This window comes from Burkholderia sp. KCJ3K979, assembly GCF_016759955.1.
Lineage (GTDB): Bacteria > Pseudomonadota > Gammaproteobacteria > Burkholderiales > Burkholderiaceae > Burkholderia > Burkholderia orbicola.
The window spans coordinates 22603-44922 of the sequence record NZ_JACFYV010000032.1; the positions used below are offsets into that span (position 1 = coordinate 22603).

Genomic DNA, 22320 nt, shown 5'->3' on the forward strand with positions numbered 1-22320 from the left:
ATGCAAAACCCTCGCTACGCGTCCCTGCCCCGCACGATCGCGGCTGTCGCCGCACTCGGCGCCTTTTCCGCGCTGTCTGCCGCTCACGCCGCGGATACGCTGTCCGTCGTGACATTCGGCGGCGCCTATGAAACGGCCGCTCGCCACGCATGGTTCGAGCCGTTCACCGCGAAGACCGGCACCCAGTTCCAGACCGAGTCGTACGACGGCGGCCTGGCCAAGCTGCAGGCCATGGAACAGGCGAAGAACCCGACTTGGGACCTGATCGACATGGAGATCAACGACGCGATCAACGCCTGCGACGAAGGTCTGCTCGACAAGCTGGACAGCAAGACGATCGGCAACACGTCGGATTTCCTGCCGGGCGCGCTGCGCGAATGCTCGGTGGCCGCGATGGTCTGGTCGACCGTGTATGCGTACGATGCGTCCAAGCTGAAGACCGCCCCGACCCGCATCGCGGACTTCTTCGACCTGAAGAAATTCCCGGGCAAGCGCGGCCTGAGAAAGTCGCCGAAGGTCACGCTCGAATGGGCGCTGGTCGCCGACGGCGTGGCCCCGGCCGACGTCTACAAGGTGCTCGCGACCCCGGCCGGCGTCGACCGTGCGTTTGCGAAGCTCGATACGATCAAGTCGAACATCGTGTGGTGGGAAGCCGGTGCGCAAGCCCCGCAGTTGCTCGCGGACGGCGCGGTGACGATGGTGCAGGCCTACAACGGCCGCATCGACAGCGCCGTTCACCAGGACAAGAAGCCGTTCAAGATCGTCTGGGACGCGCAGGTGTACGACTATGAATGGTGGGGTGTGCCGAAGGGTGCGAAGCACGCCGCGGCCGCGAAGCAGTTCATCGCTGCATCGGCGCAGCCGCAGGCATACGCGGATCTGTCGAAGTACATCGCTTACGCGCCGCCGCGCAAGGCATCGTTGCCGTTGATCGACAAGGCGCGCCTTGCCGACCTGCCGACCGCGCCCGCCAACTTCAAGCGACCGATCCAGATCGACGCGAATTTCTGGGCCGACAGCGGCGATGCGCTGACCAAGCGCTTCCAGACATGGCTCGGCCAGTAATGCGCCGCTCCATGACGTCGTAGTGGTATTACGCGACGCGTCCCGTGCCGGGCGCGTCGCTCCGGAGTCCAGATGAACAACTCGTCAATGCTTCCCATGACGGCGGCAGGCCCCGCGCTCGCGACAGAGCACGCCGTCAAATACCGGCAGGCGCGGCGCAAGGCGGCGTTACGCGCGCTGCTATTGACGCTGCCCCTGCTCGTGTTCCTGCTCGCCACGTTCATCGCGCCGATCGCTTCGCTGCTGGCCCGCAGCGTGCGCAATCCGGAACTGTCCGGCGCGATGCCGTCGTTCGCGCAAACGCTGCGACACTGGGACGGCCACGGCGTGCCGGACGAGCCGGTATTCGCCGCCCTCGCCGGCGGACTGAAAAGCGCCGGCGACGCCGGCACGCTCGGCGACGTGGCGCGCCGGATGAACTTCTACCAGCCCGAGTTCCGCACGCTGCTGCTGAAGTCGGCACGCACGGTACGCGCTCAGGATGCGGTCACGGCATGGAAGCCCGTCCTGCTGGCCGCCGACGAGCGCTGGAACCAGCCCGAAACCTGGCGCCTGCTGAAACGCGCGGCATCGTCATGGACGCCGGACTATCTGTTGAACGGGCTCGACGCACAGGTATCCCCCGACGGCGCCGTCCATTCGGTGCCTGCGAACAGCGCGGTCTACCGCACCGCGTTCATGCGCACGGTGTCGATCAGCGCCACGGTCACGCTGCTGTGCCTGCTGCTCGCGTACCCGGTATCGTGGCTGCTCGCCAACCTGCCTGCGAAGCAGGGCAACCTGCTGATGCTGTTCGTGATCGTGCCGTTCTGGACCTCGCTGCTGGTCCGCACGACCGCGTGGTACGTACTGCTGCAACCGGGCGGTGTGGTCAACCGCGTACTGCTCGCGCTGCATGTCGTCGACCATCCGCTGCCGTTGATCTTCAACCGCGCCGGGGTGCTGATCGGCATGACGCACGTGCTGTTGCCCTACATGATTCTCGCGATTTACTCGGTGATGAAAAGCGTGCCGCCGATCTACATGCGCGCCGCGCAATCGCTCGGGGCGCACCCGGTCGTCGCGTTCTTTCGCGTGTACGTGCCCCAGACGCTGCCGGGCATCGGCGCCGGGTGCTTTCTCGTGTTCGTGCTGGCGCTCGGTTACTACATTACGCCCGCCCTGCTCGGCGGCGCTGGCGACGAGATGATCAGCCAGCTGATCGCGTCGCAAACCAACGATCTGCTCAACTGGGGGCTGGCCGGTGCGCTGTCCGCGTATCTCGTGATCTTCACCGCCGTGTTCTATTTCATCTTCAACCGGCTCGTCGGCATCGACCGGCTCCGGTTCGGCTGACGCCCGGCGTCACTGGAGCCGCATCGTGTCCGTGAATCCCAACAGCCTGCCGTCGACGCGCATTGCTACTGCCGGTGTGCGCATCCACTGCGCGATCGTGCTGTTCTTCCTGGTTGCGCCGATCCTCGTGATCATTCCGCTGTCGTTCAATTCGGGCGCGTATTTTTCATACCCGATGGAAGGCTTCTCGCTGCGCTGGTACGCGCAGGCATTCGGAAGCCCTGACTGGCAGCGGGCATTTCTGAACAGCATGGCCATCGGCGCGGCGTCGACCGCGATTGCAACGAGTCTCGGCACGCTCGCCGCGATCGGTCTCGCGCGCGACAACTTTCCGTTCCGCTCGCTGATCATGCCGATCCTGATTTCGCCCATGATCATACCGATCGTCGTGGTCGCGGCCGGCTTCTATCTGATCTTCGCGCCGCTCGGGCTCGTCAACTCCTACCCGGGTGTGATCCTTGCGCATGCGGCACTCGGCACGCCGTTTGTCGTGATTACCGTGACCGCGTCGTTGCTGTCGTTCGACCAGAGCCTGCTGCGCGCCGCCGCCAATCTCGGGGCCGCGCCGTGGACGACCTTTCGCCGCGTGACGCTGCCGCTGATCCTGCCGGCGGTTGCCACTGGCGCCGTGTTCGCATTCGCGACGTCGTTCGACGAAGTGATCGTGATCCTCTTCATCGGCGGTCCCGATCAACGCACCGTGCCCCGGCAGATGTGGAGCGGCATTCGCGACCAGATCGATCCGTCGATCCTCGCCGTCGCCACCGTGTTGATCGTGTTCGCGATTCTGCTCTTCACCAGCATCAACTGGCTGCGTGGCCGCGCGCAGGCCTCGAGCGCGGCGCGCGAAGCGGCCTAGCCGCCGTCTGCCGCGCAGGTGAAAGTCACCCTGAGCCAATGCCGTCGGTGTCGTACGTTGGGTTGCGTCCGCCTCCTTCCTTTTCCCTGATTCGATGGCGACCCCGGCGTCTTTTTGCCGCGGCCACGCGCCTGCGTTCCGTTCATTACCGGTCGATACGCACGCATCTGCATAGGCAAACCGGATGCAATTCATTTTTTAAATATATTTTTCAGATTCAGTGTACCGGCGTAGATTTTCTTCAACACGACGCACATCGCTTCGGACTACCGAGGCATTTCAGATTCTGCGCCTGAACGGCACGATTGCGTCACGCGATCGTATCGCGACCATTGCGGCAAATTGCGGTGAAACGGACTTGTCAGTCCATGAATACCAAATCGATACGCACCAGGAAGAACCAACATGACCGTCGAAGTCACATCAATCGATACGCTGGTGGTCGGCGCCGGACAGGCCGGTGTTGCGATGAGCGAACACCTCGGTGCGCTCGGCGTGCCGCATCTCGTGCTGGAACGCGATCGCATCGCGGAGCGTTGGCGCACCGCGCGCTGGGATTCGCTGGTGGCGAACGGCCCGGCATGGCATGACCGCTTTCCCAACATGCATATCCGCGGCGTCGATGCGGACGGGTTCGCAACGAAGGATCAGATGGCCGAGTATTTCGTCGACTACGCGCGCATGATCGACGCGCCGATTCGCACCGGCGTCGACGTCAAGCGCGTGGTTCGCGAGAGCGGCCGGCAGGGCTTTGTCGTCGAGACATCGGATGGCACCTTCCATGCGAACCGCGTCGTGGTCGCGACCGGCCCGTTCCAGTGCCCGGTCATTCCGGCCATCGCACCCACCGACGCGCGCCTGACGCAGATTCATTCCGCCGACTACCGCAATCCCGCGCAACTACCCGCCGGCAACGTGCTCGTCGTCGGCGCGGGTTCGTCGGGCGTCCAGATCGCGGCCGAACTGCAACGCTCGGGCCGTCAGGTCTATCTGTCCGTCGGTCCTCACGACCGTCCGCCGCGCGCGTATCGCGGTCGCGATTTCTGCTGGTGGCTTGGCGTACTGGGTCTGTGGGACATGGAAACGATGCGCCCCGGCCGGTCGCACGTGACGATCGCCGTGAGCGGCGCGGACGGCGGTCACACGGTCGACTTCCGCCGTCTCGCGCACGACGGTGTGACGCTGGTCGGCGTGACCCGCGCCTTCGATCGGGGCACCGTCACGTTCGAAGCGGATCTCGCGGCCAACATCGCGGCCGGCGACGAAAACTATCTGTCGCTGCTGGACGCTGCCGACGCGTACGCCGCCAGCAACGGTCTCGATCTGCCGGAGGAGCCCGAAGCCCGTCGCATTCCCGCCGACCCGCCATGCCTCACCGAACCGCTCACGCAACTCGACCTCGCCGCGGCAGGCGTCACGTCGATCATCTGGGCAACCGGCTACGCGAACGACTTCGGCTGGCTGCAGGTCGACGCCTTCGACGAGAACGGCAAGCCGAAACATCAGCGCGGCGTCGCAAGCGAGCCCGGACTCTATTTCCTCGGTCTGCCGTGGCTATCGCGGCGCGGCTCCGCGTTCATCTGGGGCGTCTGGCACGACGCCAAACATGTGGCCGGACATATCGCGACGCAGCGCAGCTACCAGCACTATCACGAGGCCGCCGCGCAACGGAACATCCCCGCCGCGCCGCCCGCCGGCGATCATGGTGTCGAGCAGGTAGTCCCGAGCCCGATGCCGACCAGCGCCGCCGCGCACTGAACGCCCGACCGGTGCGCACCGTACCGCCCACCGAACCCTCCTTCAGGAATGCATGACGATGAGCCAGCCGACCCACACCCGTATCCGGATGTTCAACACGAAAGATACCTATCCGAACCAGACGCTGGACAACGATCTGTGCCAGGCCGTCCGGGCCGGCAACACGGTCTATGTGCGCGGCCAGATCGGCACCGACTTCGACGGCAATCTGATCGGCCTGGGCGATCCGCGCGCGCAGACCGAACAGGCCATGAAGAACGTCAAGCAACTGCTCGAGGAAGCCGGCAGCGACCTCTCGCATATCGTCAAGACCACCACGTATCTGATCGATCCGCGTTATCGCGAGCCGGTCTATCAGGTCGTCGGCAAGTGGCTCAAGGGCGTCTATCCGATCTCGACCGGCCTCGTGGTCAGCGCGCTCGGCCAGCCGGAGTGGCTGATGGAAATCGACGTCATCGCCGTGATTCCCGACAACTGGCAGCCGACCCCTGCTGCCGGAGCCTGACATGACATTCTCGATCGTCGGAAGATGTGCCGAAACCGGACAACTCGGCGTCGCAATCAGCTCCTCGAGCATCGCAGTGGGCGCACGCTGCCCGTGGGTTCGCACCGGGGCGGGCGCCGTGGCGACGCAGAACGTCACGCTGCCGTCGCTCGGCCCACAGGTGCTCGACCTGCTCGGCGCCTGCGCGACCGATCCCGCGCAGGCGCTCGAAGCCGCGCTCGCCACCGATCGCTGGCGCGACTATCGGCAGGTCACGGTCGTCGATGCGCAGGGCCGCACGGCATTCCAGACCGGCGCGCAAGCGCTGGGCCTGCATCACGCGGTGGCGGGCAGACAGTGTGTCGCCGCGGGCAACATGCTCGCCAGTCAGGACGTGATCTCCGCGATGGTGCCTGCATTCGAGACGACGCCCGGCCCGCTCGCCGACCGTCTGCTCGCGGCGATGCAGGCGGCGATCGACGCAGGCGGAGAAGCCGGCCCGGTGCATTCGGCCGCGTTGCAGATCGTCGATACGCAGGTATGGCCGCTCGTCGATCTGCGGGTCGACTGGACCGACGACGCCCCGATCGCGGCGCTCGTCGCGCTGTGGCATGCATACCGTCCGCAGATGCAGGACTACGTGACGCGTGCACTCGATCCGACGACCGCACCGAAATACGGCGTACCCGGCGATGAGTGACCCGACCAGCCGCACGCTGCTCGCCGAACTGATCGGCTTCGATACGGTCAGTCGGCACTCGAACCTCGCGATGATCGAGTTCATCCGCGACTATCTGGCGGGCTACGGCGTAGACAGCGAACTGTTCTACAACGACGCGCGCAGCAAAGCGAACCTGTTCGCCACGATCGGACCACGCGAGCGCGGCGGTATCGTGCTTTCGGGTCATACGGACGTGGTGCCCGCCGACGGCCAGGCATGGACCGTCGAGCCGTTTCGGATGAGCGAACGCGACGGCCGGCTGTATGGCCGCGGCACCGCGGACATGAAGGGCTTTCTCGCGTCGGTACTGGCCGCGGTACCGATGTTCGTCGCGCGTCGATTGTCGTTGCCGATCCATCTCGCGTTCTCGTACGACGAGGAGATCGGCTGCCTCGGCGTGCGGCCGATGCTGGCCGAACTCGCGAAGCGCCCGCATCGGCCGGTGCTGTGCGTGATCGGCGAGCCGACCGAATTGAAACCGGTGCTCGGCCACAAGGGCAAACTGGCGATGCGCTGCCACGTCAAAGGCGCCGCGTGTCATTCCGCGTATGCGCCGTATGGCGTCAATGCGATTCAGTATGCTTCGCGTCTGGTCAACCGGCTGGAGGAAATCGGCGAGCGCCTCGCGCAACCGGAGCATCACGACCCTCGCTTCGATCCGCCGTTCTCGACGGTCCAGACGGGTCTGATCCACGGCGGCAAGGCGTTGAACATCGTGCCCGACGCATGCGAATTCGATTTCGAGGTCCGCACGCTGCCCGGCTTCGACGCCGATGAAGTGACCAGTGAATTGCAGGCCTATGCGGAGCAACACTTGACGCCGAAGATGCGCGCGGTTCACGCGGATTGCGATATCCGGATGCAGCCGCTGTCCGCCTACCCGGGCCTGTCGACACCGGACGATGGCGACGCGGCCCGCCTGCTGTCGATACTCAGCGGATCGAGCGCGTTCGGCACCGTTGCGTTCGGCACGGAAGGCGGACTGTTCGAGCAGGCGGGCATTCCGACCATCGTGTGCGGACCGGGCAGCATGGACCAGGGGCACAAGCCGGACGAGTTCGTGAGCGTCGACCAACTGCAGGGTTGCGACGCGATGCTGCGGCGGCTGGCCGAACATCTCGCCCCGTCCGAAGCGACCGATCGCGACACCGACTGATTTCGATTCCGTCGAGCGCACGGCGGGCACCGGTGCGCTGCATTGGAAAAAACTGCGAATGACATTCGAAAAGAGTTTTTTCCCACTCAATATTGGCCACGTAAAGTCCGCTCATCGAACTTGCATTGCGTCCTTCGCGCGACACGAGTGAATACGGCGCGACGACCCGAACCGATCGAGGCAATCATGAACGCAGTCAGCGACATCCCCGCAAGCGTACCTGCCGCCATGCTCGCCCGGGCGTCCGCAATGCCGCTCGTCGAAATCAAGGGTCTGCACAAACGTTTCGGCGAGACCGACGTGCTGCGCGGAATCGATGTGTCGATCGCGCAATCCGAAGTGGTCTGCCTGATTGGCCCGTCCGGGTCCGGCAAGAGCACGCTGCTGCGCTGCATGGCCGCCCTCGAAACCTACGATCACGGCGAGATCCGGATCGGGGGCGAGATGCTCGGCTACGTCGAACGCAACGGCGCGCGCGTGCGCGCGTCGAACGCCGAGATCAACCGCGTGCGCCGCAACATCGGCATGGTGTTTCAGCAGTTCAACCTGTGGCCGCACATGAGCGTGCTCGGCAACGTCACCGAAGCGCTGCGGCGGGTGCGCCGCCTGCCGGTTACCGAGGCGAACGCCATCGGCGGCCGCATGCTCGAAATGGTCGGCATGTCCCACAAGGCGGATACCCATCCGTCGAAACTGTCCGGTGGCCAGCAGCAGCGTGTGGCGATCGCCCGCGCGTTGGCGATGGAGCCGAACCTGATGCTGTTCGACGAGCCGACCTCCGCACTGGACCCGGAACTCGTCGGCGAAGTGCTGCAGGTCATGAAACAGCTCGCGCGCGACGGGATGACGATGGTCGTCGTCACGCACGAGATGGGCTTCGCCGCTCAGATGGCCGATCGCGTCGTGTTTCTCGACCATGGCCGGATCGCGGTGAGCGGCGCGCCCGGCGAGGTGTTCCGCCGCTCCACGAACCCCCGGCTGCAGCAGTTCCTGCAGAACTATCGCGATCGCAACGCGTTCTGGAAATCGGACGACGCAACGGCCGACGCGGAAGGACCGCCCTGAGACGGCAAGCGGGTCGACGCATCGAGGCGTGGCCGGCGCTCGGCCGCCCGACCGGTCGAACCTTTTCGGCAACTCCGCTGCGCCCATCCATGAACTTGCGGCCCGCGCCCCTGCCGGCGCCCCCTTTTTGAAACGCTTGCGCTCACGTACTTCGATATGAACGAAACCCGGCTTCGCACCGATCTCGCCGCCGCCTTCCGCTGCTTCGCCCGCCTCGGCATGCATGAAGCGGTCGCGAACCACTTCAGCGTCGCCGTTTCCGACGACGGCCGTCGCTTCCTGATGAACCCCAAATGGATGCACTTCTCGCGAATCCGCGCGAGCGACCTGGTGCTGCTGGATGCCGATGATCGCTCGAGCCTTGAAAACGGCAGCATCGATCCGACCGCGTGGGCAATCCATGGTCGGTTGCACCAGCAACTGCCGCACGTACGCGTCGCCATGCACCTGCACCCCGTCCATGTCACCGCGATCTCGACGTTGTCCGATCCGACCATCCCGCCCATCGAGCAGAACACCGCCCGCTATTTCAATCGTGTCGCGCTGGACACCGCATTCTCGGGCATGGCGGATACCGAAGACGAAGGCGCCCGCCTCGTGTCGCTGCTCAAGGACAAGTCCCGTCTGCTGATGGGCAATCACGGCGTACTGGTGACCGCATCGACGATCGGCGAGGCGTTCGACGACATGTACACGCTCGAACGCGCGTGCCGGATTCTCGTCAACGCGTACGCGACCGGCAAGCCGCTCAACGTGCTGTCCGACGAAGTGGCCGAGAAGACCGCGCGTGACTGGGAAGGCTTCCGTGACTTCTCGATCGCGCATTTCGACGAGATGAAGCGCATCCTGGACGTCGAGGAGCCGTCGTATCGGGATTGAAAAGGTGGGAATCGGCAGGCGCGGGTAATCCTGACACATTCACTGACCGCAGGGCATCGCCGCCATCACGGCCGCCCGCGCTCCGCCGCATGACACACGGCCTCGACCCGGTTGCCGGCCGGATCGATCAGAAAAGCCGCGTAGTAGTCGCCGTGGTACTGCGGCCGCAATCCGGGCTCGCCGTCGGACTGGCCGCCCGTCGCGAGGCCGGCCTCGAAAAACGCATGCACCTGCTCGCGCGATGCGGCCTTGAAACACCAGTGCCGCTTGCTCGTCCCGACTTCGGCGGGATCCAGATACACCGCCAGAAAGGTCGATGTGACGTCGTTCGCATGGCAACGTTCGCCGTAACCGAGCGCAGTGGGCCGGTCGTAGACCTTCGCTGCGCCCAGCGCAGCCATGACGGCATCGTAGAAAGGGCGTGCCTGGTCGATATCCGGCACGCCGATCGACACGTGATCAAGCAATTGCATGGTGTGGGCTCCGTTGAACGAGCCCGAGTCTACACACCTCTCCCCGGTCCGGCCGATCAACCTTACGGGCGACTACACTACCGGCCACGCCGCCTACGTGATCTGATACGTCGACGCCGGCACGAACTCCTCCGGCAGCGGCCGATCGCCGAGTTCGAGCACCGACCGCTCGATCGTGCGCGTGATCGCATCGAGCGCGAGCGCATTCGGCGCGAGGCCGAACGGCTCGGCCACTTCGTTCGCGATCGCTTCGAGCGCGATCAGCGTGTAGGAAATGAACACGCAGATCAGCGGCGTGAAGAACTCCGTCGAATCGACGAGCCCGAACGGCAGCAGCACGCAATACGCATACACGGTGCGATGGAGCAGCACGCTGTACGAAAACGGAATCGGCGTCGACAGGATGCGCTCGCAACCACCGACGGACTTGCCGAGTTCATCGAGTTGCGTCTCGAACATCCAGCAGGTCGCGTCGCTGCCGGGCGCGCGCCCCAGCGCACCAACGATGCCGCCGCGCAGTTCGTCGAGGATCGCGACCGGCTTGTAGCATTTTCCCCCGAGCGCGGCCGTGCGCTCCGCCCCGAGAATGCGCACCAGGTCGTCGGTGGGATCAGTGTGACGCAGTTGGTGCTTCAGCGCATACGCGAGCGCGATCAGCAGATCGGCGAGCCGGTTGCGCTCGGCGTCGCTCACGCTGTCGGGCAGGTAGCGATGCAGTTGCGACGTCACGGCGCGTGCGGCGATCAGCAGGTTGCCCCACAGATGCCGCGCCTCCTTGAAGCGCTCGAAGCTCGCGTTGTTGCGAAACCCGAGGAAGATCGCGAGCGCGAGCCCGAACAGCGTGAACGGCGCGGTGTTCAGCGGAATCTTCTCGCCGAAGATGCGCCCGTTCGTGAAGACCGCCAGCGTGCTGACGATCGCCATGAACACGAGCTGCGGAATGATGGATTGCAGCACGGAGCCGTTCCATACGAACAGCATCCTGAGCCAGTTCTGTCGTGGTCTGACGATCATGATGTTTTCTCGACTGCCAAAGGAATACGCAACGCAATCCGTTGCGCGCTCACCCGATGTGCAACGGCCCGCGCGTGGCGGGCCGCTTTCTATCGGGTGCCGGGCGCCGCGCTGCGCGTGATGATACGCGACCGCCGCGCCCCGTCACCTCGCTTGCCGCTCAGTGATAGCCGATATCGCCCTCGCGCACCTTGCCGCGGAACACGCGGTACTGCATCGCGTTGTACACGAGGATGATCGGCAGCACGATCACGGTGCCGACCAGCGCGAACAACTGGCTCGAATGGCTCGACGACGCGTCCCAGATCGTCAGCGACGGCGGCACGATGTTCGGCCAGATGCTGATCACGAGCCCCGTGTAGCCGAGGAACACGAGCGCGAGCGTCAGCAGGAACGGCGTGGCCTCGTGCGCACGCTTCACCGTGTGGAAGATGCCCCACACGCACGCGATGACCAGGATCGGCACCGGCAGGAACCAGCCGAGGTTGCCGCTGCCGAACCAGCGGTGCGCGACGGCCGGCAGCCCGATCACGGTCCACAGGCTCACCACGCCCATCACCGCGAGCAGCACGCCCGTGAGCGGCTTCATCAGCAGCCGCATCTTGCGCTGCAGTTCGCCGTCGACCTTCAGGATCAGCCAGCCGCAGCCGAGCGTCGCATAGGTGACGAGCACGCCGATCCCGCACATCATGCTGAACGGCGACAGCCAGTCGAACGGCCCGCCCGCGAACTGGTTGTTCTCGATCTTGATGCCCTGCAGCAGCGAACCGAGCACGATCCCTTGGCAGAACGCCGCCAGCGCCGAGCCGCCGATGAACGCGAGATCCCACATGTGCTGCGTGCGGGTGGCTTTCGCACGCAGCTCGAACGCCGCGCCCCGGAAGATCAGCCCGACCAGCATCAGCACCAGCGGCAGGTAGTTGGCCGGCAGCAGCGTCGAATACACGACCGGGAACGCGCCATAGAGGCCCGCGCCGCCGAGCACGAGGAACGTCTCGTTGCCGTCCCACACCGGCGCGACGGTGTCGAGCATCACCTGCCGCTCGGCCTTCGCGTCGAAGAACGGAAACAGCAGACCGATGCCGAGATCGAAGCCGTCCAGCATCACGTAGATGAATACGCCGAGGCCGATGATCGCGGCCCAGACGACAGGAAGATCGATGTGCATGGTTACTCCGCCTCGGTGACGTTCAGCGGCGTGGACAGCGCGCTCTTGCGCAGCCCCGGATGCCGGTGCAGTTCGATGTAGCCGGCCTGGGCCGCCGGCCCGCGCTTCATCAGTTTCATCATGTAGTAGATACCCGTTCCGAATACCAGGAAATACACGACCACGAAGACCAGCAGCGACACGCCGACCTGCTGGGCGGTGAGCGGGGAGACCGAGTCGATGGTGCGCAGCACGCCGTACACGGTCCACGGCTGCCGCCCGACCTCGGTCGTGATCCAGCCGGCCAGCAGCGCGACGATGCCCGACGGCCCCATCGCCACCACGAACCACTGGAACCAGCGCGTTTCATACAGGCGCCCGCCCTTTCTCAGCAGCAGCCCGAGCAGCGCGGTGAGCAGCATCAGCATCCCGAGGCCGGCCATGATCCGGAACGTCCAGAAGATGATCGGCGAATACGGGCGGTCCTGCGGCGGGAATTCCTTCAGCCCGCGGATCTCGCCGTCCCAGCTGTGCGTGAGGATCAGGCTGCCGAGGTGCGGCACCTGGATTGCATAGCGCGTGGTTTCGGCCTGCATGTCGGGCAGCCCGACGAGGTTCAGCGCGGTGCCGCCCTTCTCGGTTTCCCACAGCCCCTCGATCGCCGCGATCTTCGCCGGCTGGTATTCGCGCGTGTTCAGCCCGTGCGCGTCGCCGACGACGATCTGGATCGGCGCGAGCACCAGCAGCATCCACAGCGCCATCGAGAAGCTGCGCTTCACCGGCTCGTCGCGGCGCCCCTTCAGCAGGTGCCACGCGCCGCACGCGGCGACGATGAAGCCCGCGACGATGAACGCCGCGATCGTCATGTGCACGAGACGATACGGAAACGACGGGTTGAAGACGATCTTGAACCAGTCGACCGGCACGACGAGGCCGTTCTCGATCTTGTAGCCTTGCGGCGTCTGCATGAAGCTGTTCGACGCGAGAATCCAGAACGTCGAGATCAGCGTGCCGACCGCGACCATCAGCGTCGCGAAGAAGTGTGCGCGCGGGCTCACCCGCTGCCAGCCGAACAGCATCACGCCGAGAAAGCCGGCTTCGAGGAAGAACGCCGTCAGGACTTCATACGTGAGCAGCGGCCCCGTGATGTTGCCCGCGACGCGCGAGAACCCGGCCCAGTTGGTGCCGAACTCGTACGCCATCACGACGCCGGAAACCACGCCCATCCCGAAGCCGATCGCGAAGATCTTCGACCAGAACTGAAACATGGATTTGTAGGCGGCGTCGCCGGTGACGAGATAGCGCCATTCCAGCACTGCCAGGAAGCTCGCCATGCCGATGCTGATCGCGGGGAACACGATGTGGAACGACACCGTGAATGCGAATTGCAATCGGGCGAGATGGAACGCATCGAAGATTTCCATGACCGTAATTTGCTCGTGGTTGTGAGGACGTACGCTCGAAGCAGGAAATCGCGCGACGGCTTGGCGACGACACATGCGAACACAAGCGATCGCTCGCACGGCATCGAAGCGTGAATGACGATATCGCGTTTGCAACGATACTCGCAATCACTCGAACGTGCGCTGAAACTGTGCTGCTTGCGCCGCCGAAGATGTGTGCACGGAAAACATATTCGGCGCCGGCGGGACGCTCAGCTGTACTGCTTTCCGCGTGGCGGCGCTGTGCCTGCGGCGCACTGTTCACTCCACTTAACATCTTATGCAACGCCTGCCCGCGGCGGTAGTGCGCCCTTCGGCGCCCGTCCGGCAGCCTCGATTCCCGTCGTTCGGCGTGCGCGCCGAGCCCGGCCGGCCCGCCGGCCGCCCCGCCTGGAGAAAACCGCATGGAGTCCTGCACTCGCCGTGAAGATCCGACCGGCAGCACCGCGTGTCAGGTGACGCGCCACCGTGCCGGCGACGCGCGCGACACCGGCGACACCGGCGACACCGTCGATCGCGTCGTCGACGAAACCCCGGTTGCACTCGTGTTCAACGGCATCTCGCACACGGTCATGATGGCGACGCCGATCGACCTCGACGCGTTCGGCCTCGGCTTCGCGCTGAGCGAAGGCATCGTCGAGCGCGCGTCGGACGTCTTCGACATCGAAAGTGAATACCGGCCGGGCAGCGCCGAAGTGCGGCTCACCGTGTCGCAGCAGGCGTTCATGGCGCTGAAGGCGCACCGCCGCGCGCTGGCCGGCCGCACGGGCTGCGGCGTGTGCGGTATCGAAAGCATCGCGCAGCTCGACCTGCACCCGCCGCGTATCGCGGCCGCCGGCGCGGCCGCGGGCATCGGCGCCGACGCGATCGCGCGCGCCGCGCATGCGTTGCCGGCCCGGCAGACGCTGATGCGCGAGACGGGCGGCATCCACGCGGCCGCGTGGTGCGACCGCGACGGCGCCGTGCTCGACGTGTTCGAGGACGTCGGCCGCCACAACGCGCTCGACAAGCTGATCGGGCAGCTCGCACGCCACCGCGCCGACCTGCGCGCGGGCTTCGTGTTCCTGTCGAGCCGCGCGAGCTACGAACTGGTGCGCAAGGCCGCGCGGGTCGGCATCCCGATGATCGCGACGATCTCGGCGCCGACGTCGCTCGCGATCGACGTCGCCCGCGAAGCCGGCGTGCGGCTGCTCGGCTTCTGCCGCAACGACGGCTTCGTCGAATACGTGTCGCCCGCCGCCGTTCATCTCGACCCACCGCTTGCACCGGCGCAGCCGGCCCACTCGTCATGAAACACCTGTTCGATTTCGACACCGCGCAGCAGCAATTCGCCGGCGCGTTCGCACCGCTCGAGGCCGCCGCGTCCGTGCCGCTCGCGCACGCGACCGGCCACGTACTGGCCGCGCCGCTGACCGCGGTGCTCGACCAGCCGCCGGCGGACCAGAGCGCGATGGACGGCTACGCCGTGCGCCACGCCGACCTCGCGCACGGCGAGCCGCTGCGCGTCGCGCAACGCTGCTATGCCGGCGACACCCCCGCGCCGCTCGCCCCGCGCACGGCAGCACGCATCTTCACCGGCAGCCTGATTCCGCCCGGCGCCGACACGGTGGTGATGCAGGAGCATGCGCACGAACAGGCGGGCGACGTCACGTTCGACGCACCCCAGCGCAGCGGGTCGCACATCCGCCGCCGCGGCGAGGAAGTACGCGCCGGCGACCTGCTCGTGCCGGCCGGCGTGCGCCTGGGCGCGATGCACGTCGGCGTGGCCGCCGCGCAAGGGTTCGCGCGGATCGACGTGCGCGTGGCGCCGCGCGTCGGCATCCTGACGACCGGCGACGAGCTGGTCGCATGCGGCCAGCCGCGCGCGCCGCAGCAGATCTACAACAGCAACGCGCCGATGCTCGCCGCGCTGGTCGGCGGAACCGGTGCCGACGTCGCGCTGAGCCTGCACGCGGCCGATACGGCGGCCGCCATCGATCGGGCGTTGCGCGACCTGCACGCGCAGTGCGATCTCGTAATCTGCGTCGGTGGGGCGTCGGTCGGCGACAAGGACCTGCTGCGTCCGGCGCTGACTGAACTCGGCGCATCGTTCATCGTCACGGGCGTGCGCATGAAGCCGGGCAAGCCGGTCGCGCTCGCGGCGCTCGATGCGCGGCCCGTGGTATTGCTGCCCGGCAATCCGGGCGCCGCGATGACGGCGTTCGCGCTGTTCGTCGCGCCGCTGATCCGCCGGCTGCAGGGGCGCGACGCGTGCCTGGCGGTCGTGCCGTCGCTGCCGATCGACACCGGCTTCGAGCCGGATGCCCAGCGCGAGCGCTTCGTGCGCGTGCGCTGTACGGTAGGCGCTGACGGCGCGCCGGTGCTCGACACACTGCGCCAGCAAGGCGCCGGCACGCTGCAGTCGCTCGTGCTGGCCAGCGGGCTCGCGCGGCTGCCGGCCGGGCGCACCATCGCGCGCGGCGACGCTGTTCCGTACTACGAATTCGCGCGCTGGCTCGCATGAGCGCGACGCCGGATAGCCGCCCGATGCGGCGCCTTCGCTCTTTTCGCCGCCCGGTTCGCCGCCCGGTTCGTCGCCCGATTCGCCGCGCCTGTCGCGCGTCCCGCGCGGCGAACTGTATTCCTGCAATTCGGGCGGGATTGTGTCTCTGCCGACAAAACGCCGCGGACTATGCTCACGATGAGGCTCGTCACGACCTGTGCGCCGACACGTCGGCATCCGCACGGCCGAGCGGCGACGCCTCTTCGCTTACTTCATGCAGGCCGACGACCCGATCGTGAATGCCATCGTTTCCGCCGCGCCGGCCGCCGCCGCCTCATCCGGCGACGCATCGCCCGGCGCTGTCCCCCGCCCGTCCGACACGCTCGGCCGCCCGCTGCGCGACCTGCGCCTGTCCGTCATCGACCAGTGCAATTTCCGCTGCGGCTACTGCATGCCGCGCGAGAGCTTCGGCGCCGACTACGCGTTCATGCCGTCGTCCGAGCGATTGTCGTTCGCGCAACTGGAAAAGATCGCCCGCGCCTTTACGTCGCTCGGCGTCGAGAAGATCCGCATCACGGGTGGCGAGCCGCTGCTGCGCCGCAATCTCGAAGCGCTGATCGAACGGCTGGCCACGCTGACGACCATCGACGGCAAGCCCGTCGAAATCGCGCTGACGACCAACGGCTCGCTGCTCGCCGCGAAGGCACGCGCGTTGCGCGATGCGGGGCTGTCGCGCGTGACCGTGAGCCTCGATGCGCTCGACGACGCGGTATTCCGCCGGATGAGCGACGCCGACGTGCCGGTGGCGCGCGTGCTGGCCGGCATCGAAGCCGCGCATGCGGCCGGGCTCGCGCCGGTCAAGGTCAACGCGGTGATCGAGCGCGGCGCGAACGACGACCAGATCCTGCCGCTCGTGCGGCACTTCCGGCATACGGGCGTGGCCGTGCGGTTCATCGAATACATGGACGTCGGCGGCGCCAGCTTCTGGTCCGGCGACAAGGTCGTCCCGGCCGCGAGGATGCGCGAGCTGATCGACGAACACTATCCGCTCGTGCTCGTCGGCGAACCGGGGCACGACGCCACCGCGATCCGTTGCGCACACATCGACGGTGCAGGCGAGGTCGGCTTCATCGCGAGCGTGTCGCATCCGTTCTGCGGCACCTGCTCGCGCGCCCGCGTGTCGGCCGACGGCCAGCTTTATACGTGCCTGTTCGCGACGCAAGGCACCAACCTGCGGCCGTGGCTCGACGACGCCGCGTCGACCGCCGACCTCGCCGCCGCCGTGCGCGCACGCTGGACGCAGCGCGACGACCGCTATTCCGAGCGCCGGGCCGCACGGCCGGCCCGCGCGCCGGGCAAGACCTATCCGACCGTGCGCATGTCGCTCGTCGGCGGCTGACGGGCCGCCCCGCGATACAGGATGCGCCGCCCACTGGAGAACCTGTCATGACGACCTTCACCGAATCCCGCGCCAGGCTGCCGGACGATCCGCCGCGTGCCGGCAGCGCCCCGCCGCACGTCGACGCGGCCGACCCGCACCCCGAATCGGCGCCCGCGATCGCCGCCGGCTTCGAAGTGCGCGTGCAGCATGCGCCGATCGACGCGGGCGCGGAGCTTGCACCGATCGTTCGCAATCCGAATGTCGGTGCGGTGGTGAATTTTCTCGGGGTCGTGCGCAAGGAAGGCGACGTCGACGACGTCGTCGCGCTGGAAGTCGAGCACTACCCGACAATGACCGAACAGGCGCTATGGAGCATCGTCGAGGAGGCCACCGCGCGCTGGCGGCTCGAAGCGGTCAGGATCGTGCACCGGGTCGGCCGCATTCCGCTCGGCCAGCCGGTGGTGCTGGTCGTGGTGGCCGCCGCGCATCGCGCGTCCGCGTTCGATGCGTGCGAATTCCTGATGGATTTCCTGAAGACCCACGCGCCGTTCTGGAAGAAGGAGATCCGGCACGACGGCGAATCCGGCTGGGTCGAGGCGAAGGCGCACGACGACCAGGCGATGCGGCGCTGGGGCTGAGCGCGTTCGCTTCGTGTGTTCCGATTCCGCCGCTGCCGCTCTTGCTCGAGACATTCCAATGAAACTGACGATCAAATACTTCGCGAGCATTCGCGAACAACTGGCGCTCGACGAGGAAACCGTCGAGATCGATGCCCGCGAACTCACCGTCGACGCGCTGCGCGGCACGCTGGCCGCGCGCGACGCGCGCAGCGCGGACGCGTTGCGGATGGACCGCCCGGTGCGGGCGGCCGTGAACCTCGAAATGGTGACCGGGGAATTCGTCGTGCGGGAGGATAGCGAGGTCGCGTTCTTTCCGCCGGTGACGGGGGGATGAGGCGACGCGCGGGGCTGCGCGCCTCGATGCAGTCATTTCGATCGGCGTATCGACCGTGAACGCGGTCATCGGCGCCAGTCTGGAAAAACAACGGTTCTTCGCGGGTTCCTCGGCGACAGCCAGGGAGGAACGCCGGCGGGCGGCCAGGTCCGGTCACTCGACGGTGCGGCCGGATTTGGTGACAATCTCAGCCGTTCTGCTCGTTTAGGCCACGTAGATCCGCGATGAATCTCAACGAAAGATTAATCGAAATTGCCCGACAGTCGTCCTGGTGTATGTCTGCGCTGTCGGCGGCAGGTGCGCTTGGCCTGAAATCCTGGTGCATTGGCGCAGGGGCCATTCGCAATTTGGTCTGGGACTCACTTCACGGATATGTGACTCCGACACGCCTGGCCGATGTCGATTTGGCCTACTTCGACGCGTCCGATTTGTCGTCGATTCGCGATGCCGAAATCCAACGCAGCCTCACGGCGGCATGTCCCGAAATTCCATGGGAGGTCACAAATCAGGCCGCTGTTCATCTCTGGTTTGAGAGCACCTTTGGGCATCCGGTGTCCCCCTTCAGTTCACTGGCCCAAGCCGTTGCGTCGTGGCCGGAGTACGCGACGACGGTAGGACTGACTTTGCATAGTGACGGGACAATAGAGGTCTGCGCACCATACGGACTCGACGATCTTTTTTCCATGGTGGTACGACGCAATCCAGCGCGTGTCAGCATTGATACCTATCTTCGGCGAGTCCAGCAGAAAAGATACAAGGACCGCTGGCCCCGTGTGACCATAATCGTTTAGAAATGCCGCCGGCAGTGAAGTGGCGTGTTACCGACCGAAGTCGGCTGCGGATTCAACCTGCCGTTCGGCGAGCGAGGAAGTCGGCCAAAGTGGTCACCGGGCCAAGCGCCGACGAAATGCCGCTAAGCGACATTTCGGACGTGAGTCAGCGAAGCCCTGGTCGGAGTAGCCTCGCGAACGATTGAGCGATCGAGGCTCCGCACTATGTCTTGCGAACAGATTGAAACTTCGACGTCAAAAAAAATAAGGAAACGATTATTGACTCCGGCATCATTTACGTCAAAATCTATAAGGAAGGATCGGATGTTGTGGACTTTATAAAGGAGGTCTATAAGCATCCCGAGCTTTCGCACTTCCTCGTCACAAGGATGGACGCAATCCACGTTAGAGAATATTTTCGCGAATATATTGTTGAGAACGGAATTTCATCGTTATTCAATTTTTCTATGACTTGCGACGCGGTGATGCATGGTGGAATTCACGTCGATGAAATTTCGGAGATCATACTGCAATTTATCGGAAAATTGAAAGGCGTAAAAGACCTATTCATTATTGACCCATACTTCTATTCAGATGATCCGGACTGTGTTGCCCTTTTTGCGAAGATGATGTCTACACTTTCCGAACAACTCAGATCCGTCACCTTCTTCACGAATGGCAGAAAAGTGAACAAGAAGTCGGCGATGTATTCAGTCTTGCAGGAAGTCGCACCAAAGGTTTCGATCGATGATGTCGTAACCGACGAATTTCACGATCGATTTTGGATTGACGCAGAGAAAAACGTCGGCATTGTCATGGGAACGTCGCTGAACGGTATTGGAAAGAAAATAGCGCTTATCGATCACCTTTCCGAATATGATGCGCACGATATTGTCAAGCTGGCGCGCCAATTAATCAAGCCAATTGAATAGCACGGCAAGCTGCGTCGCCGAACGAGTGCTCATTCGGCCTTAAGCGCTACCCCTTCGCCTCCGTTAGGGTGCTTACGTGTTGCATTACCTTTGCGGCGAGCTTGAAGAGGTCATGTCCCGAAATTTGATTCTGTTCGGCGAGATCGAAGACGTTGTCGTGTTTGTCGATATACCTGCTACCTGGGTCAGGGTATCGTCCGGCCCATGCGACAAAGTGTGTCAACAGTTCGAGAGTCGCGAGATCCTTCGCGTTGAGATCGGCAATGAATGTTGCGAGTTTCTTTAGGTCATGGGTCAGATACTTTCGCTCGGCATCCGAATACGCCTCAACACCTTCTTTAACGATGATCATTGCCTTCAGGCATACCTCTAGGCTGTAGCCCACCAACATGAGAGCAACGGCACAATATTGGCTGTCGCAAATGCCTCGCATTTCCGCCGGCACGTTATCGAAGGACGGCTCAGCTTTGATTAAAACGAATGCAGCTTGCGACATCGCTTCTGCCTGCGTCAGCCACAATAGCGGGTTCTTCAGATCTTCACTAGTTGGCTGCTTGAAAGGATCAAGCTCGGCGCCATTCACCGACGCGATCATCGCCCAGCGCATCCACGCGGAACGGCTGTAGCCTGCCGGATCTTGGACAAACTGTTTCCTGTTCGCCAACATTGGATTCGTCATTTCTTGTAGCGAAACGCTAATTAGTAGACGGACGACCATTATAAGATTTTGACCCACATGGCAGTCTGGCATCGGACGGCAACAGATCAGACCTACTTCCCGAATTTACTAATGGATCCAATTTCGATCGGATCATTGCGGATTGCGTCGCACCTCCGAACCGGTCGCACGGCGGTGTCGACGCCAAGGCGGAGCCGGACGTCGAGACTGACACGATACTAGAACGGCCGTTGTATCTAGGAAGCCGCCGTAAGGTGTATGCGGATCGAGGAGCAGTTGTGGGTCGGCCAGCGACACCCACGAAATCCACGAAGAACCCAAACAAAGCCGGCGCGAGGCCGGCTTCGTCATCGACGCGCAACGTACCGTGCACCCGTTCACCGCATGCACGCCGCGGCCAGCTTCCCGACCGTGATCACCGCCTGCTCGATCTCCGGCGACCACGGGCTGCTGTAGTTCAACCGGATGAAGTTCCGGTAAGTATCCGCGATCGAAAACATGTAGCCGGGCCCGATCGTGATCCCCTGCTCCAGCGCGAGCTGGTACAGCCGCATCGCATCGACCTGCGCGGGCAGCTCGACCCACAGCACGTACCCGCCTGCCGGGCTCGAAATGCGCGTGCCCTCGGGAAAGAACCGCGACACCATCGCGCGCATCAGGTTCGCCTGCTGCGCATACGCCTTGCGCAGGCGCCGCAGGTGATGCTCGTAGCCGTCGCGTTCGAGAAACTCCGCGATCGCCAGTTGCGGCAACGACGGCGTCGCGAGCGTATTCAGGAACTTCAACTTCTCCACCTGATCGCGATAGCGGCCCGGCAGCGCCCAGCCGATCCGGTACGCGGCCGTCAGGCTCTTCGAGAACGACGAACAATGCAGCACGATCCCGGTCCGGTCGTAGGATTTCAGCGAACTCGGATGCGTATCGCCGAAATACAGTTCGTTATACACACCGTTCTCGATGATCGGTATGGCGGCCTTCGTTGCGAACTCAACCAGTTCGCGCTTGCGCTCATCCGGCATCTGGAAACCCAGTGGGTTCTGGAAGTTCGGCATCACCATGCACGCGGCGATCGGCTGCGATTTCGCGATCGCGGCCAGCGCCGCGATGTCGATTCCATATTCCGGGTGCGTCGCCACCTCGATCGCCTTCATCCCCATCCGCTCGATCGCGTGCAGCATCGCGTAGAACGTCGGCGACTCCACCGCGATCGTGTCGCCCGGCTTCGCGACCGCCTGCAGGCACAGGTTGATCGCCTCCGTCGCGCCGACCGTCACGATGATCTCGTTCGGGTCCACCGACATCCCGTTTTCCAGGTAGCGCCGCGCGATCTGCCGGATCAGCCGCGGATGGCCCGGCGGCAGCCCGTCGGTCACGCCCCACAGCGACTTGTCGCGGCCAGCCGCGTACGCGTAGCGGTTCAGCTTCTCGAACGGAAACAGGCTCGGGTCCGGGTACGGCGAGCCGAGCGGCACCGCGTCGTCCGTGCCGATCGAGCGCAGCGTCGACAGCACGAGCCGGCTCACGTCCACCGACGACGAGATCGCGATCGGCTTCGACGGCCGCAGCTCGCGTACCGGCGCATGACTGTCGTCGCGCCGCAGGTTCACGAAATAGCCCGACTGCGGCCGGCTTTCGAGCAGCCCGCGGCTTTCCAGCAGCAGATACGCATGCAGCACGGTCGTGATGCTGATCCGGTGCTGCTGGCTCGCCTGCCGCACCGACGG

At 64.8% G+C, this 22320-nt stretch carries 22 protein-coding genes; 16 read left to right on the top strand and 6 right to left on the bottom strand.

The features are described 5' to 3' along the window. The 9 genes from H3O04_RS10345 (at nt 1) to H3O04_RS10385 (ending at nt 9322) form a co-directional block, all read left to right on the top strand. A complete protein-coding gene (locus H3O04_RS10345) occupies nt 1-1065 on the top strand; it encodes an ABC transporter substrate-binding protein (protein ID WP_202587629.1) in 1065 nt (354 codons plus the stop codon). 87 nt (nt 1066-1152) lie between these two features. Beyond that, complete coding sequence (locus H3O04_RS10350; protein WP_237666243.1) at nt 1153-2400, top strand: ABC transporter permease; 1248 nt, start codon at nt 1153-1155, stop codon at nt 2398-2400. A gap of 25 nt (nt 2401-2425) precedes the next feature. After that, nucleotides 2426-3259, top strand: a complete 834-nt coding sequence (locus H3O04_RS10355) for an ABC transporter permease (RefSeq protein WP_077180490.1) — start codon at nt 2426-2428, stop codon at nt 3257-3259. A 405-nt stretch (nt 3260-3664) separates the two neighbouring features. Next, the gene (locus H3O04_RS10360) at nt 3665-5017 is read left to right on the top strand and encodes a flavin-containing monooxygenase (protein ID WP_202587631.1); all 1353 of its coding nucleotides are present in this window, start codon (nt 3665-3667) and stop codon (nt 5015-5017) included. Nucleotides 5018-5075: 58 nt separating this feature from the next. Next, a complete protein-coding gene (locus H3O04_RS10365) occupies nt 5076-5522 on the top strand; it encodes a RidA family protein (protein ID WP_202587632.1) in 447 nt (148 codons plus the stop codon). A gap of 1 nt (nt 5523) precedes the next feature. Further along, nucleotides 5524-6201: a DUF1028 domain-containing protein gene (locus H3O04_RS10370; protein WP_202587633.1), complete on the top strand. Its 678-nt coding sequence runs from the start codon at nt 5524-5526 to the stop codon at nt 6199-6201. Further along, nucleotides 6194-7378 (top strand): acetylornithine deacetylase, encoded by a 1185-nt coding sequence (gene argE, locus H3O04_RS10375; protein WP_202587634.1) that lies wholly within the window; start codon nt 6194-6196, stop codon nt 7376-7378. The genes H3O04_RS10370 and argE overlap by 8 nt, the downstream gene beginning before the upstream one ends. A gap of 186 nt (nt 7379-7564) precedes the next feature. After that, nucleotides 7565-8443, top strand: a complete 879-nt coding sequence (locus tag H3O04_RS10380; protein ID WP_249192343.1) for an amino acid ABC transporter ATP-binding protein — start codon at nt 7565-7567, stop codon at nt 8441-8443. Nucleotides 8444-8599: 156 nt separating this feature from the next. Further along, a complete protein-coding gene (locus H3O04_RS10385; protein ID WP_201317338.1) occupies nt 8600-9322 on the top strand; it encodes a class II aldolase and adducin N-terminal domain-containing protein in 723 nt (240 codons plus the stop codon). A gap of 65 nt (nt 9323-9387) precedes the next feature. Here H3O04_RS10385 and H3O04_RS10390 read toward each other — a convergent pair whose 3' ends face one another. From H3O04_RS10390 to H3O04_RS10405, 4 genes are all read right to left on the bottom strand, one after another. After that, nucleotides 9388-9795: a VOC family protein gene (locus H3O04_RS10390; RefSeq protein WP_202587635.1), complete on the bottom strand. Its 408-nt coding sequence runs from the start codon at nt 9793-9795 to the stop codon at nt 9388-9390. Nucleotides 9796-9888: 93 nt separating this feature from the next. Next, entirely contained in the window at nt 9889-10809 is a 921-nt protein-coding gene (locus H3O04_RS10395) for a bestrophin family protein (protein ID WP_011545621.1), read from the bottom strand. A 160-nt stretch (nt 10810-10969) separates the two neighbouring features. Further along, nucleotides 10970-11977 carry a cytochrome d ubiquinol oxidase subunit II gene (cydB, locus tag H3O04_RS10400; RefSeq protein ID WP_027807756.1) on the bottom strand — a complete coding sequence of 336 codons (1008 nt, stop codon included), beginning with the start codon at nt 11975-11977 and terminating at the stop codon, nt 10970-10972. Between the two features lie 2 nt (nt 11978-11979). Further along, nucleotides 11980-13380, bottom strand: coding sequence for a cytochrome ubiquinol oxidase subunit I (locus tag H3O04_RS10405; protein WP_027807757.1), 1401 nt, complete (start codon nt 13378-13380; stop codon nt 11980-11982). 422 nt (nt 13381-13802) lie between these two features. On the opposite strand from H3O04_RS10405, the gene fdhD reads away from it, so the two are divergent. The 7 genes from fdhD to H3O04_RS10440 all read left to right on the top strand — a co-directional run bounded on the left by fdhD (nt 13803) and on the right by H3O04_RS10440 (nt 19917). Then, entirely contained in the window at nt 13803-14690 is an 888-nt protein-coding gene (gene fdhD, locus H3O04_RS10410) for a formate dehydrogenase accessory sulfurtransferase FdhD (protein ID WP_124478285.1), read from the top strand. Continuing rightward, complete coding sequence (locus H3O04_RS10415) at nt 14687-15901, top strand: molybdopterin molybdotransferase MoeA (RefSeq protein ID WP_202587636.1); 1215 nt, start codon at nt 14687-14689, stop codon at nt 15899-15901. Before fdhD ends, H3O04_RS10415 begins: the two co-directional genes overlap by 4 nt. A 253-nt stretch (nt 15902-16154) precedes the next feature. Further along, nucleotides 16155-17279, top strand: coding sequence for a GTP 3',8-cyclase MoaA (moaA, locus tag H3O04_RS10420; RefSeq protein ID WP_202587637.1), 1125 nt, complete (start codon nt 16155-16157; stop codon nt 17277-17279). Nucleotides 17280-17326: 47 nt separating this feature from the next. Continuing rightward, nucleotides 17327-17899: a molybdenum cofactor biosynthesis protein MoaE gene (locus H3O04_RS10425; protein WP_202587638.1), complete on the top strand. Its 573-nt coding sequence runs from the start codon at nt 17327-17329 to the stop codon at nt 17897-17899. A gap of 58 nt (nt 17900-17957) precedes the next feature. Then, the gene (moaD, locus tag H3O04_RS10430; RefSeq protein WP_006498429.1) at nt 17958-18215 is read left to right on the top strand and encodes a molybdopterin converting factor subunit 1; all 258 of its coding nucleotides are present in this window, start codon (nt 17958-17960) and stop codon (nt 18213-18215) included. Between the two features lie 224 nt (nt 18216-18439). After that, a complete protein-coding gene (locus tag H3O04_RS10435; RefSeq protein ID WP_080289195.1) occupies nt 18440-19006 on the top strand; it encodes a nucleotidyltransferase family protein in 567 nt (188 codons plus the stop codon). A gap of 368 nt (nt 19007-19374) precedes the next feature. Next, nucleotides 19375-19917 carry a hypothetical protein gene (locus H3O04_RS10440; RefSeq protein WP_202587639.1) on the top strand — a complete coding sequence of 181 codons (543 nt, stop codon included), beginning with the start codon at nt 19375-19377 and terminating at the stop codon, nt 19915-19917. A gap of 46 nt (nt 19918-19963) precedes the next feature. Here H3O04_RS10440 and H3O04_RS10445 read toward each other — a convergent pair whose 3' ends face one another. Both H3O04_RS10445 and H3O04_RS10450 read right to left on the bottom strand, forming a co-directional pair. Continuing rightward, on the bottom strand, nt 19964-20596 hold the full coding sequence (locus H3O04_RS10445) for a hypothetical protein (protein ID WP_202587640.1): 633 nt from the start codon (nt 20594-20596) through the stop codon (nt 19964-19966). 377 nt (nt 20597-20973) lie between these two features. After that, on the bottom strand, nt 20974-22320 hold a 1347-nt coding region (locus H3O04_RS10450; RefSeq protein WP_237666242.1), incomplete at its 5' end, for an aminotransferase-like domain-containing protein.